Raw genomic sequence first — 14,455 nt, 5'->3', positions numbered from 1 at the left:
CCACTGTAGAGAAAGTGTCAGTAGAAATTAGATTGTTCCCTTTGGATTATTGCGCCTGACTGCACCAATTTATCTTTTGCCCATTACTTAGTTGTGCATAAATGCAACCTGCTTGTACGGCGATATTATTGTTGTCATAAGGAGAAGATGAGAAGTTAGCAATGATTTGGCTGCCATTCTCAAAGGTTGTCTGCTGGACCTTACCCTCAGAATCTAACCAAGAAAAATCCACTAACGCTTGGTTCCACAACTGTTGATGAATAGGAGCGAAGCCATCCTGATAGTGCTTTAGCGCTTGTATTCGTTTGCTTTGATCTGTCAGAGCTTCATCTCGAGTGAGATGTACCATCGCTGGGGTGTTGTACAACATCGCAGCTAGATCGCGCTCCATTTTTACATTGCTGAATTTTAGACTGTCAGTATGCCAATGATGAGAGTTAATCACTTCATCATGAAATACCGTTTGATAAAGGGGAACACGATATTGAGGTGCAAAGAGTAGTGAACGATAGGGCTCTTTTACTTTTGCAGATTTAAAGAAGTACTCTGGTTTTTGGTCTGGGTACCAACGACCGAGGTAATACTCAGATTGGCGATGTTTCGTCATGTCGGCGTCAACCCAATCAAAGCCAACCGTTTCTAGACCGTGAGCAAATGCAATGCCTTTGGTGGTTAACCCGTTGCCGTCCTCAGAGCCCAAAACAAGGTCGCTTTGTTTTGCCAACCAACCTAATCTTTGATTAAACGCGTCTAGCATGTCACTTTCGCCACTGTTGTCGCGGTAATCCTCTCTTGCCATTGCGGTCGCATCGACATCCAAGAAAAGACTATTAAAGTGACCATATTTAACAATATCTAACATCCGACGCTTTACATAGTCCAATTGACAGTTCGGGTTGAGATAATATCCATTCCCGCGAAAACCAGATTTCTTTTTTCCGCTAGCGAGTTCAATTGCGCACCCTAGGCGCATTTCTTCAGGCAAGTTTGCCGTTAACCAACCGTCGTTACTGCCTTTGTGAATCGCAGTGTTATAAGAATCGTATACGCCAACTAAATAGCCTTGTTGTTTCGCGGTATCTATAAGTTGTGGGTTATAGAAGCTTGGCATCCAATTATCAAAACCAAGCCAAAGATGAGCTAATCCCGCTTTGTGAAAGTTATCGAGCATGCCAGATGAAAACGCTTGTCCCCAAGTATTTGTGCCATTCAAATAGCGACCAGCATGCGTTGCTAAGTAGGTCTTAATAGATTGAGCCGCGCGGTACTGATCTTGGATAGTATTGTTGTCTAAGGTTGGATAAGAGACTGGGAACTTTGTCGTTAACGAGTCAATAATTGAATCGAGCAGCAGTTGCTTATGATACTGGCTAAACCATTTTTGCTGTTTTTTTAGTGCGTCTAGCTCTTGTTTTGCGGAGCTTGGCACTGTCAAATTGGATTGTGTCAAATACCAACTCTTCAGACCCCACCAGTCTTTTACATCACTAATGCTAAGCGGACCTTTACCAAACAAATACACGTGGCTTGCTCCAATCAGTTTCTTTAAATTGGCATTGCGTTTTGCTTTTGCACTGAGAGGATCGCTGAATCCTTCATGTTGGCGCCATAGACGATATGCTTTTGCTCCGCTCAACTGCGTGTCATCAATCGATACTTGCAATTTAAAGGGTTCATCTTTATTAAGTTGCGTAAATTGATGGCTCGCAGACATGTTAATTCGTCCATTGACGCGTTCGAAGTTGAGCAGGTTATTGGTTGGCGTTGTAATGAGATAGTTGATGTACTTGCCGTTTTGTTCGACTGTCCAAAATGGCATTTTGAGATCTTGTGTCGTGTTTGAACTCGAATAGTTATCTTCGAGGAACGCAGCCCATTGCGCGTTAGAGATAGGAATTCGCATTCCCTCGCTAAAGGGTAATAGAAGCGTTTGGCTTCGATTTTCATTGAGATCAAACCAATTCAGAGACATTGGTTTTTGGCGAGAAACGGTCGTGTTTGATCCAGAGTCAAAGGAAAGGTCGAGCGTAGAGTCTGATAATCTTGCTGTGACTTCTATTTGGCTAGGAATAAGCTTCCAAGAAACAAGATTCTTTGCCATTTTAAGAATCTCATAACTTTGTTGCTTCTGTTTGTCGACGGTTAATGAGGCTTCGTTTATGGATAATGTATTCCAACGAATTTCCAGTGTTTGCGGTGCAATATAGATTTGGTTGTTTTGATCGTGAAGGTGTATAGGTCGGGCAAAACTTGGTCTGATTGCGATAAGACTAATACTACTAAGAAAAAGAAACAGTAAAACTTTTTTGGGTGACATAATTAAACTCCAATTAACGATAACGTCATTTAATCGAAGTGCGATATTGCGCGTGTCACCTATATGTCTCTATTTATCGATAGGGGATGGCTAATCGCTGGATATACTCAATTTGCACGCCATTTTGAAACTCAACTAATTCAACACTTGCAGTCAAATGTTCTGCTTTGTCCTCGGTGAACGGTTGTTTAGGAATGCCTTCAAGAGAATGGGTAAATGGGATCGTACTGCCTAGCAAATTGTAGTTCTTATCAAACCATTGCCACGTTGCCATGGCTTTTGGGCAAGATGAGACGCTACTTGGCAAAGTTGTTTCGACTATTCTGTGCCCTTCTTTATTTTCCAGAGATAACCATGGTGCACCTTCCGGAATTGCAATCAGTAAATCGATTTTCTGGTTTCCAAGAGATAAGGTGTAAATTCCCGAGACTGGTTTTTGCAGCAGGTCAATGCTCTCGATTTCTTGATACTGTGGGTTGGCAATCAAGTTACCTTTAAGTAATGCAACACCATTTGGCGATGTGAGTGTAACGGATTGATTTTTTGTGTATTGCTCAACAGAAAGGCGGATTTGATAACCTTGAGAGGTGAGCCCAAATCGCCTAATCACACCAAGCGTGAGTTGTGAAGTCAATTTCTTCCCTGAACTCAGCTCCGTTCCACAAGCGGTTTGGGATAGGAGTTCATTCTTGATAGGAACCCAGTATTTGCTACTGATTTCATTCTGACGTAGAGCGAGAAAAAGCTCTTGCCAAGCCAACTGAGGCTGATGAGTCAACGTGGCTTGATAAGTATGTTCCAGCGGAGAGGCTGTAAATAGGTTTGCGTGCGCATAAGTTGACAAAACCATCCCCGCACTGGCTAAAGCGAATAGGAGCCTTTTGCATACTCGTGTCATTTTTGTTCCTCACGAAGTCGATAACCTACACCGCGATGCGTTTCAATGTTCAAGCTTGGCAGTTTTTGTCTTAAGTGCAATATGTGGTTGTCTACGGTACGAGTGCTGGGAAAGGCTTCATACCCCCAAATTTTGTTCAGCAATTCATCTCGGTGAAAAACTCGCCCTTGGTTTTGAACTAACAGCAATAGTAACTGGAATTCTTTCGGTTTTAGCGAAATGTTCTGCTGTTTAACTCGCACTACTCTTTGCCCTAAATCCAATTCGATATTCTCGTACGTCAACAAACTAGATCCAAGAGGGCGCAATTGAGTGAGTACTCTTGCAAGTAACTCCTCGCTAGAAAATGGTTTAGTAACGTAATCTTTTGCGCCAGCCATTAGTCCTTCAATACGTTGCTCAACCTCTATTTTGGCCGTTAAAACGATAACAGGTACCGCTTTCAGCAATAGCCACTGAGCTAAGTGTTGTAAACTATCTCCGTCATTTAGCTGACGATCTAAAATTATCACATCCGCTTTATACCAGAGTTTGTTGGCTTGTTCGGCATTGGTCGCCCACAAACACTTGAACTGATGAGATGTGAAAAAGGCAACCAAGCCTTGACCGAGTAGTTCATCATCTTCAATCAGCAGAATGGTCTTCATAAGGTAGCTCCAATATACAACGAGTAGGGTTACGAAGAATGATGAGTTTTCCATTCGCCATCTTCATTAAATGTTTCACAATATCTAAACCAATCCCCATGTTGTTTGAATGAGCCGCTTTTGAAGGAAATAACCGTTGCCAATAAGAAGGGAACTGACCTTCATCTTGCACTTCTATCGTCAGTGTTTGAGAAACTTGAACATGCACAGTGATGGCTCCGGCTCCATGCTGTTGAGCGTTTTTGACTAAGTTTTCAAGACAAATGGTTAACCAGTAATAAGGTAAGCTGAGTTGCTTATCTTGGTTGAGTTGATATCTCACATTATTTTTCTCACAGCAGTAGGTTAGCCATTCTTCTAGTGATGCGGTTTGATACAACAACTTATCTGATGTTGAGGTGCTCAAATAGGTCTTACTGTTCTCAGTAAGTTGCGAAAGGCGCTGATAATCTGAAACCAAACGCCAAAACGTATCTTGTAATGTCTCGTCCATATCATCAAATTGATGGCGAAATATATCTACAGTTAGCCCTAAGCTAGTGATAGGGGTTCGAAGTTCATGAGTGAGCAACTGTAAAATAAAACGTTTTTCTCTACGTTGTTTATGCTTTAAAAAGCTCAGTCGAGCAATAAAAGCTAAGCAAATGCCTCCTAAAAGAGTAAGCACGATCTGCCATGAAATTGTCGATGTGTTTCTTTCTGCGATGCATAAATTACTGTAAGTAAAAGCGCAATTCTCACCTTGTAAAGACAGATTGGCTTTTTGAGCTAGCGGCTGCCAAACCGAAGCAGACACCGCTTTTAAGCCACTTTCATTCCCAAGCCATAGGGTATCAGCCTCTAACCATGCTCGATAACCATTTAGCAGGGCATCTCGTCCTTGCGGAGAAAGGGGACCCAGCTTCCGATGTAAGGGGTTAATTGGGTTGGAAATTGTGGTGAATGGTGCAATTGCCATTAATGATTGTGGCTCAATGTTATTATATTTTTTGAGGTATCGATCGGCATAACCACCGCCTGCTGGGTGCATGACATCGTTTGAGCTAAACCAGTCCGGCTTTAATTGTTTTCCTCTACAAAGTGCAAGCTCAAACTCTATCGCTCGGTTAAGTTTGGCGTTATCTGACTTTATGCTTTGGCAATGGGTCGCGGCGGCGTTTAAGAGTCGTAAATCATGCCAAGTAAACGTTTTGAAGTCGGGATAGAGTGCACTACTTTTTAATAAGGCTGGTGGATAACGACTCAATTCGTTCTGTGTAAGGGCATATGGAGTGTTTTGCCATGTATTTTGGTAGAGATCTTGCCAGCGATTTTGCAAGGTTTCTCCATGCGCCAAGCATGACAGTAAACTGCCAAACAATAAGAAAGATATGCGCTCAAACATGACAAACCTTGGTTTCAAATAGACCCTCGAATTCTAGAGCTATTTCACTGAGTTTTGTAACCCTACTGTCAACAATAGTACCGAAACATAAAAATACGGAGTACAGATAACGGCGATAATATCCGTACCTCGTAGGCTTGTTGAGTCGCTGAGTACTCATCTAGTTACCCCATTCGCTTTTACCTTTTCTTCGTAAGTTAGCACTTAAATTACTCGTTATATTCCAGTTCAGAAAAGGCTTAACGCCTAACTAAACATTAAGGCATTGCACTTCATTTCCTGAAGTTTTTACCATTCAAATCAAACCACTTAGCCTTTAATTAATGCGCTTCAATCATAGCTAAAATGCAAAGTATTCATTTTACTCATACGGTCAAATCAATAATATTTTTGTGGTTATCGAATAAGGGCATTGGTTTTCATATCAAAAACACTTGTGGTGCGCTGACCGAACTGGAGGTGCCTTTGATATGAAAATTAATCTGTTAAAGGAAACTATTTATGACTCAGTTAGTCGATGAAATTGTATTTCAATCAGGGGTCAAGCTGCATAATCGTATCGTGATGGCACCGATGACGATTCAGTCTGCATTCTTTGATGGCGGCGTAACGCAAGAGATGATCAACTACTACGCGGCACGTTCTGGTGATGCAGGGGCGATCATTGTCGAGAGTGCGTTTGTAGAAAATTACGGTCGTGCTTTCCCTGGTGCGCTTGGTATTGATACCGACAGCAAAATCGCAGGTTTAACCAAGCTTGCCGATGCGATTAAAGCCAAAGGCTCTAAAGCTATTCTGCAGATCTACCATGCGGGTCGTATGGCAAATCCTGAGTTCAATGGCGGACACCAACCGATTTCTGCAAGTCCTGTCGCTGCGCTGCGTGACAACGCTGAAACACCACTTGAGATGACCAAAGAACAAATCGAAGAGATGATCGAGCGCTTTGGTGATGCAGTAAACCGTGCAATCCTTGCTGGCTTCGATGGCGTTGAAATCCACGGCGCAAACACATACCTGATTCAGCAATTCTTCTCGCCACACTCAAACCGTCGTAACGACAAATGGGGTGGTAACATTGAAAGACGTACTTCTTTCCCATTAGCTGTACTTGCAAAAACTAAGCAAGTGGCTGAGCAACATAACAAATCTGATTTCATCATCGGTTACCGCTTCTCTCCTGAAGAGATTGAACAGCCGGGCATCCGTTTTGATGACACCATGTTCCTACTAGATAAGCTGGCGATTCACGGCTTGGATTATTTCCATTTCTCAATGGGTAGTTGGTTACGCAATTCTATCGTCACGCCAGAAGACCAAGAGCCGCTAATCGACAAATACCTTAAGCTTCAATCTGAAAGTGTTGCGAAAGTACCAGTGATTGGTGTTGGTGGTATTGCTCAACGCAAAGATGCAGAAAATGCACTAGAGCAAGGTTACGACATGGTCAGTGTCGGTAAAGGTTATTTGGTTGAACCTACTTGGGCAAACAAAGCGCTTAACGATGAAACTTGTGCCGAGTTCGCGGACATCGCGCAACAAGAAGCGCTGCAAATCCCAACGCCACTTTGGGAAATCATGGATTACATGATTGTGGACAGCGCAGCAGAAGCATTGAAGCACCAACGCATCAAAGAGCTGCAGAACGTTCCAATCAAATTTAACTCAGGTGAATATACGGCGTATGGTCGCGGTCACAATGGCGACTTGCCGGTTACCGTTACTTTCTCTGAAGATAAAATCCTCGACATTGTGGTGGACTCTTCAAAAGAATCAGACGGCATCGCAAACCCAGCGTTTGAACGTATTCCTCAACAAATTCTTGATGGTCAAACACTGAACATCGACGTGATTTCAGGTGCGACAGTCAGCAGCCAAGCAGTACTGGACGGCGTATCGAACGCGGTTGATCTGGCGGGCGGTAACTCAGAAGCACTGCGCTGCAAAGCCAAAGAAGCGGTTGCATGGTCATCGAAAACCATCGAAGAAACCGTGGATATCGTGGTTGTTGGTGGCGGCGGTGCCGGCTTGAGTGCAACGTTAACGGCGCTAGATAAAGGCAAGTCGGTTATTTTGCTTGAGAAGTTCCCTGCAATCGGTGGTAACACGGTGCGTACTGGCGGTTGGGTGAACGCGGCAGAACCAAAATGGCAAGGTGATTTCCCAGCACTTCCTGGCGAAAAAGAAACCTTGATGCTGCTAGCGAAAACAGCGGAATCCGAGTTTGCGGGTGAGTACCTTGAAGATTTCAAAGTACTTAAAGCGCAACTGGATGGCTACTTTACAGACCTTGAAAATGGCAAGCAGTACTTGTTTGATTCTGTCGAATTACACCGAATTCAAACCTACCTTGGCGGTAAACGTACCGACCTGAACGGTGAATCGATTTACGGTCAATACGATTTGGTTGAAACCCTAACATCTCGCTCTATGGAATCCATTGATTGGTTGAGTGAAAAGGGCATTGATTTTGACCGTAGCGTTGTTGAGATCCCAGTTGGTGCCTTGTGGCGTCGTGCACACAAACCTAAACGTCCAAAAGGCGTAGAGTTTGTCGACAAACTATCAAAACGCATCCAAGAGCAAAACGGTCGCATCATTACAGATACGCGTGCAACGGATTTGATGGTTGATAACGGTAAAGTGGTGGGCATCAAAGCGGTTCAAGCGGACGGCACAGAGCTTATCCTTCACGTGAATCATGGTGTAGTGTTGGCTTCTGGTGGTTTCGGCGCAAACACTCAGATGATCAAAAAGTACAACACATACTGGAAAGAAATCGCGGACGACATTAAGACCACAAACTCACCAGCATTGGTTGGTGACGGCATCGAAATTGGTGAGAAAGCAGGCGCAGAATTAGTCGGCATGGGCTTTGTGCAATTAATGCCAGTTGGTGACCCTAAATCAGGTGCGCTGCTAACCGGTCTGATTGTGCCACCAGAGAACTTTGTATTCGTGAACAAGCAAGGTAAGCGCTTTGTTGATGAGTGTGGTAGTCGTGACGTGCTTTCTGAGGCGTTCTTCGATAACGGTGGTCTGATTTACATGATTGCGGACGAGAACATTCGTCAAACCGCAGCGAATACATCAGATGAAACCATCGAACGCGAAATCAAAGAAGGCATCATTATTCAAGCTGATACGCTAGAAGAGTTGGCTGAGAAAATTGGCGTTCCGACGCAAGAGCTAACTAACACCATCGCACAATACAACGCTTGTGTGGATGCGGGGCAGGATCCTGAATTCCATAAGAGTGCCTTCGGTTTGAAAGTGGAAAAAGCGCCATTCTACGCGACGCCACGTCAGCCTTCAGTTCACCATACAATGGGTGGCTTGAAGATTGATACTAAGGCGCGAGTGATTGGTAAAGATGGCGAAGTTATTCAAGGTCTGTACGCAGCGGGCGAAGTAACGGGTGGTATCCACGCGGGCAACCGTCTCGGTGGTAACGCGCTGATCGATATCTTCACTTATGGTCGTATCGCTGGTGAGAGTGCATCTGATCTTGTTTAAGCACTCGTTCAAGAGCGAAACAGAGCAAGATAAGTAATCAATAAGAGGGGAGTGATGCTTCCCTCTTTTTCCGTATTTAGTGTTTGGAGAAATCGATGAGCACCAATAAATACAGCGCCAGATTTCAGATGATGGGCACCTTTATCGATGTGGTGGTGTATCACTCGAACGGTGAGCAACTGATAAGAGAAGCCTACGCGCAACTCGCTGATTACGCAGAGCGATTTACGGTCAATCAATCCGACTCTGAGTTGATGCGCGTCAACCAAAATGCAGGCATTACACCTGTGGTGGTGGCAAGGGATCTATTTGACCTGATTAAGCTTGCTAAACAGCACAGTGAAGACACAAGAAACCCTTTTAACGTTGCAGTTGGTCCGCTTGTAAAAGCTTGGCGAATTGGTTTTAAGGATGCCAAAGTGCCGTCACATGACGTGATTACAGACAAGTTATCCTTGGTTGATCCTACCAAGATCATTTTGAATGAAGATGACCACTCGGTGTTCTTAAGTCAAAAGGGGATGGAGATAGACTTAGGCGCGATTGCTAAAGGTTACTTCGCCGATCAGGTAAAGAACAAACTGGTTGAAGCAGGCGTGCAAAGCGGTTTTATCAGTTTGGGTGGGAACGTACTGACCATCGGTCATTCGCCAGATAACAGCAACAAAGCATGGAATGTGGGCATTCAGAACCCATTATCACAGCGTGGTGACGTCGTTCGCGTCGTACCTTTACAAGGCATGTCGATGGTGACATCGGGTATCAATGAGCGATTTTTTGAATCCAACGGGCAGCGTTACCATCACTTGTTGGATGCCAAGACGGGGATGCCAATATCAACCGATATCGCCAGTTTGACTATTATCTCTAGGCTGTCTGTCGATGGTGAAATTTGGAGTACCGCCGGCTTTTTACCAAGCGTTGAACAAGCGATATCTTACCTAAATCAGCAACAGGGTATCGAGGCAGTGGTTGTTTCAAAGCAAGGTGAAGTGCACGTCACACAAGGGCTGATGGACTATAAAGGCTGTGTTTTATTGCGCGAAGAGTCAGCTCTGGACGGGTAAGATGAGGCAGAGATTCAAACTTGCCTCATATCATCAACTTATCGCGTTAGCGTTAATCATCCACACCGCATTTAGCGCACTCTTCGTACGTGCGTTCGCCTTCACTGATCACAACATAACTACCCACACATTGGTCACATAGCGCCAGTTTTGGGTAGGCAATTTTCTCTTTCTTAGACGTCGTGTCGCCTTCAGTTACGTAGTATTTTCGCATTGTCATGATTCATCAGCTGGAACAAGGGCGGCATTATATCCGTAATTGAAATGCGCTGGTGGATTTCTTCGTATCGAAGGCAAATTTTTCTGCATAAAAACAGCAGTTGGATTGTTTATCCATTTGTTAGACTGTCAACATACTAACGTATCTACATGTTTTGATAGCTTGGTCCGCCGCCACCTTCTGGTGCTTTCCATGTGATATTTTGCGAAGGATCTTTGATGTCACAGGTTTTGCAATGCACGCAGTTTGCGGCATTGATTTGGAATATTCGCTCGCCTTCGACTTCTACCACTTCATACACACCAGCAGGGCAGTAGCGCTGGCTTGGCTCATCAAACTTCTTCAAATGGACTTGAATTGGAATATGAGGATAGGCGAGTTGCAAGTGGCAAGGTTGATTTTCTTCGTGTTGTGTACCAGACAAAAATACTGATGAGGGTTTATCGAAGCTGATTACACCATCTGGTTTCGAGTATTGAATAGGTTGGCACTCATCAATTGGTTTCAGCTGTTCATGATCGTGCGAAGGATCTGTGATTGTCCACGGTATTGGTTTCTTAACCAGAGGCTGCCACAGATTGTGTTCGAAGGTGGAAAGTGCACCACCCAGCACACTGCCGAATTTGTGAATGTTTGCACCAAAGTTACGTGTGTCACTGAGTTCTTCATACAGCCATGAACCTTCAAACTTGCTTTGGTAATCCGGTTCCGAATTGGATTGTGTGAATGCTTCAGCAATGGCTTCTGCGGCTAACAAACCGGATTTCATCGCAGTATGGCTGCCTTTGATCTTAGCGACGTTTAAGGTGCCCGCATCACAACCAATCAATAAACCGCCGGGGAATTGCTGTCTCGGCAGAGAAGACAACCCACCTTTCGCAATGGCTCTTGCGCCATAAGCAATGCGTTGAGCGCCTTTCAGATGTTGTTCGATAGCTGGGTGGTGCTTAAAGCGTTGAAATTCGTCAAACGGACTCAAGTAAGGATTGCTGTAATTCAGGTCGACAATAAGCCCGACAGCGATTTGGTTGTTCTCCATGTGATAGAGAAAACCGCCGCCCGTGGTTTTGGATTCATTCAGAGGATACCCTGCAGAATGAATCACGCTGCCTGATTGATCTTTGGCATCGGCAGGTAACTCCCAAATCTCTTTAAGCCCGAGCGCATAATGTTGCGGTTGTTTATCATCGTCTAAACCAAATCGTTGGATGAGCTCTTTACCAAGATGACCTCGGCACCCCTCAGCGAATACTGTGTATTTGGCTCTTAACTCAATACCGGCTTCAAAGTTGGGTTTGGCTTCTCCTTTTTTGTCCAAGCCCATATCGCTGGTGTTTACCCCTGTAACAGCGCCAAATTCATCGTAGTTAATCGTGGATGCGGCGAAACCGGGATAGACCTCAACGCCAAGCGATTCTGCTTGTTCTGCTAACCAACGACATAAGTTCGCCAAGCTGATGACGTAGTTGTTTTCGTCATTGTGCATTGGGTTGGGAGTAAGAAAGTGGGGAACACGAATGTGATTAAGTTCCGTGGTTAGGTACAAGAAGGCATCGTTTTTTACAGCGGCGGAAAGCGGTGCGCCCATGCTTTGCCAATCAGGAAAGAGTTCGCCTAATGCACGCGTTTCGAATACCGCGCCAGATAAGATATGTGCACCAACTTCTGAACCTTTCTCTACCACACAAATAGACAGCGGCTCACCTTCACGTTCTTGGTTAAGTTGCGCTAAGCGGCATGCTGCACTCAAACCTGCAGGTCCGGCGCCGACAATCACCACATCAAATTCCATGCATTCTCTTTCCATCTTCTTGCTTCCTTTATGCGAAACCTTTCTTTGTGTTTCAGGTGCTTCTTCTATTACGCAGTGCTCGTATAAAGAACTATAGTCCAGTTGACGTAAACGTAAACTAAACTAAGCTCAAATGGTAACGTCATAGGGCGTGATAAAGATATTAGGTGACAATGTCACAATGTGTTTTTTGTTAGCAAGATAATGAAAAGCTTGAGCTTTAATACAAATCTTTGTCACGCATGACCCAATTGCTAGGACGCGTATCGCTTTGCGATCTGCTAGGAGGGAATGTGAAAGTACTGGTTGCGATTAAACGTGTAATTGACCCTTACGTTAAAGTAAGAGTCAAATCTGATGGTTCCGGTGTGGAAACCAACAACGTGAAGATGACGATGAACCCATTCTGTGAAATTGCGGTGGAAGAGGCAGTACGCCTTAAAGAAGCTGGGGTTGCAGAGGAGGTGTTAGTGGTGTCGATTGGTGACACCAGTTGTCAGGAACAATTGCGCTCAGCGCTCGCATTAGGTGCGGATCGTGCGATTCATATTGATGTTGAACAGTCACCAGAACCACTTGCGGTCGCGAAGTTACTCAAAGCTGTGATGGAGCAAGAGCAGGCTCAATTGGTGCTGCTGGGTAAACAGTCAATCGATACGGATAACAACCAAGTCGCGCAAATGTTAGCAGCATTGACGAATCGTCCGCAGGGGACATTTGCATCGGAAGTGAAAGTAGAAGGGGAAACGGTTCTGGTTACGCGAGAAATCGACGGTGGCTTAGAAAAGCTCAAACTGGATCTGCCTGCGATAATCAGTACGGATTTACGTTTGAATGAACCGCGTTACGCCTCTCTACCGAACATCATGAAAGCGAAGAAGAAGCCGTTATCGGTAATGACGCCAGACTTCTTTGGTGTGAGTGTCGAACGCTCTCAGCAAGTGCTGGAAGTCATGACACCGCCTGCCCGTAAAGCCGGTGAGATGGTTGGCAGTGTGAGCGAGTTAGTCGACAAGCTCAAAAATGAAGCGAAAGTGATTTAGGAGGCATAACTATGGAAAACAAACCGTTAGCAACCTTGGTCGTTGTAGAACATGATAACCAATCACTTTCAGTCGATACATTACGTGCGTTGAGCGCGGCTTCTAAAATTGAACAAGACGGTGCCTCTTTGCCTGTCACCGCCTTGTTAGTCGGGCATCAGTGCGGCTCAGTATTGAATGAGTTGAAGTGTGTGCAAGGTATCTCACAGATCATTGCGATTGATGCTGTCGAATATCAACATGCATTGGCAGAAAACCTGTCTACCTTGATCGCCGAAGTTGGTCGGGATTATTCGCATATTCTAGCTCCCGCGAGTACCTTCGGTAAGAACTTGATGCCCCGAGTCGCTGCCTTATTGGATGTCGGGCAGTTGTCAGATGTGATTGCAATTGAATCGCTCGATACGGTTGTTCGCCCCATCTATGCCGGTAATGCGTTAGCCAGAGTTCGTTCGGACGATACAACCAAAGTGATGACTATTCGAAGCTCAGCGTTTGACGCAATTGCGGTGTCTGACTCACAAGTAGCCGAGAATGTCATGACGTTAGAAACGGTCATTGAGGCAGAGCACAGTGAGTTTGTTTCACAGCAAAAAGCGGAAAGCGAAAGACCAGAGCTACCAGCAGCAAACGTTGTTGTCTCGGGTGGTCGAGGGTTAGGCAGTAAAGAGAATTTCGCGCTGGTGGAACAGCTTGCCGACAAGCTTGGTGGTGCAATTGGTGCATCACGTGCTGCGGTAGATGCAGGCTTTGTCTCTAACGATTTGCAAGTTGGGCAAACGGGTAAGATTGTTGCGCCTCAGCTGTACATTGCTGTGGGTATTTCCGGGGCGATTCAGCATTTAGCAGGAATGAAGGATTCTAAGGTGATTGTGGCGATCAACAGTGATCCTGAAGCGCCAATCTTTCAAGTCGCAGACTATGGTTTGGTTGGTGATTTGTTTGAGATTATGCCGGAATTATTGGAGAAGGTTTAATTTCGCTATTTTTCGGGCGCCGTTCCCTAGAGTGAAGAATGAGCGAGTAGGGAATCTTTTTCTTGCTCGCTACTTTAAGTCGTCATTCTGAACAGCGAGGAACGAGTGTGATTCAGAATCTATTGTCAAAGTGCACGGTTGGAATATCGCCATGAAAGCCCTCCAGCGCACTTTGCCATTAGATTCCTAGTCGCGCTTGGGCTTGCTGGAATGACACGCTAGAGTTTCTGTGAAATCAGGTTGTTACGGTGCTTTTTGTTGAGTGCAAACCAAACAGCGTAATTCCTTAGAATGGAGAATGAACGGGCAGAAAATCTCTTTCTTGCTTACTACTTTAAGTCGTCATTCTGAACAGCGAGGAACGAGCGTGATTCAGAATCTATTGTCAAAGTGCGCGGTTAGTTTATTGCTATAAAGGTGCTTCAGCTTTCGTTGTCATTAGATTCCTAGTCGCGCTTAGGTTTGCTGGAATGACGCGCTAGAGTTTCCTTCTAAGTATCAGATTGTTACGGTGCTTCTTTTTGAGTACACACCACACAGCGTCATTCGCCAGAACGAAGAATGACCGATCAGGGAATCTCTTCCTTACTCACT

General features: G+C 44.8%; 10 protein-coding genes. 4 read left to right on the top strand and 6 right to left on the bottom strand.

The genetic code is table 11. From position 1 onward, the window contains the following. Positions 1-46: 46 nt before the first annotated feature. From OH463_RS18290 to OH463_RS18275, 4 genes are all read right to left on the bottom strand, one after another. Positions 47-2,317: a glycoside hydrolase gene (locus tag OH463_RS18290; protein ID WP_269991954.1), complete on the bottom strand. Its 2,271-nt coding sequence runs from the start codon at positions 2,315-2,317 to the stop codon at positions 47-49. Between the two features lie 73 nt (positions 2,318-2,390). Next, positions 2,391-3,215, bottom strand: coding sequence for a DUF2861 family protein (locus OH463_RS18285; protein ID WP_269991952.1), 825 nt, complete (start codon positions 3,213-3,215; stop codon positions 2,391-2,393). Continuing rightward, positions 3,212-3,862, bottom strand: a complete 651-nt coding sequence (locus OH463_RS18280; RefSeq protein WP_269991950.1) for a response regulator transcription factor — start codon at positions 3,860-3,862, stop codon at positions 3,212-3,214. Before OH463_RS18280 ends, OH463_RS18285 begins: the two co-directional genes overlap by 4 nt. Further along, the gene (locus OH463_RS18275; RefSeq protein WP_269991948.1) at positions 3,840-5,246 is read right to left on the bottom strand and encodes an ATP-binding protein; all 1,407 of its coding nucleotides are present in this window, start codon (positions 5,244-5,246) and stop codon (positions 3,840-3,842) included. Before OH463_RS18275 ends, OH463_RS18280 begins: the two co-directional genes overlap by 23 nt. Positions 5,247-5,747: 501 nt before the next feature. Between OH463_RS18275 and OH463_RS18270 the strand changes: the two genes are divergently transcribed. Both OH463_RS18270 and OH463_RS18265 read left to right on the top strand, forming a co-directional pair. Next, complete coding sequence (locus tag OH463_RS18270; protein WP_269991946.1) at positions 5,748-8,762, top strand: flavocytochrome c; 3,015 nt, start codon at positions 5,748-5,750, stop codon at positions 8,760-8,762. A 95-nt stretch (positions 8,763-8,857) separates the two neighbouring features. Next, the gene (locus OH463_RS18265; protein ID WP_269991944.1) at positions 8,858-9,829 is read left to right on the top strand and encodes an FAD:protein FMN transferase; all 972 of its coding nucleotides are present in this window, start codon (positions 8,858-8,860) and stop codon (positions 9,827-9,829) included. Positions 9,830-9,881: 52 nt separating this feature from the next. Here OH463_RS18265 and OH463_RS18260 read toward each other — a convergent pair whose 3' ends face one another. Further along, a complete protein-coding gene (locus tag OH463_RS18260; RefSeq protein WP_155488226.1) occupies positions 9,882-10,049 on the bottom strand; it encodes a hypothetical protein in 168 nt (55 codons plus the stop codon). Positions 10,050-10,194: 145 nt separating this feature from the next. Continuing rightward, positions 10,195-11,856 (bottom strand): electron transfer flavoprotein-ubiquinone oxidoreductase, encoded by a 1,662-nt coding sequence (locus tag OH463_RS18255; protein ID WP_269991942.1) that lies wholly within the window; start codon positions 11,854-11,856, stop codon positions 10,195-10,197. Positions 11,857-12,134: 278 nt separating this feature from the next. Here OH463_RS18255 and OH463_RS18250 point away from each other — a divergent pair, with 278 nt between their 5' ends. Together OH463_RS18250 and OH463_RS18245 are read left to right on the top strand one after the other, a co-directional pair. After that, positions 12,135-12,884, top strand: coding sequence for an electron transfer flavoprotein subunit beta/FixA family protein (locus OH463_RS18250; RefSeq protein ID WP_269991940.1), 750 nt, complete (start codon positions 12,135-12,137; stop codon positions 12,882-12,884). A gap of 11 nt (positions 12,885-12,895) precedes the next feature. Further along, a complete protein-coding gene (locus OH463_RS18245) occupies positions 12,896-13,861 on the top strand; it encodes an electron transfer flavoprotein subunit alpha/FixB family protein (protein ID WP_269991938.1) in 966 nt (321 codons plus the stop codon). Positions 13,862-14,455: the final 594 nt, after the last annotated feature.

Origin of the sequence: Vibrio sp. NFR (assembly GCF_027587095.1) — a bacterium.
Lineage (GTDB): Bacteria > Pseudomonadota > Gammaproteobacteria > Enterobacterales > Vibrionaceae > Vibrio > Vibrio harveyi.
Note: the sequence above shows the minus strand (reverse complement) of the source record. Positions and strands in the feature narration are given on the sequence as shown.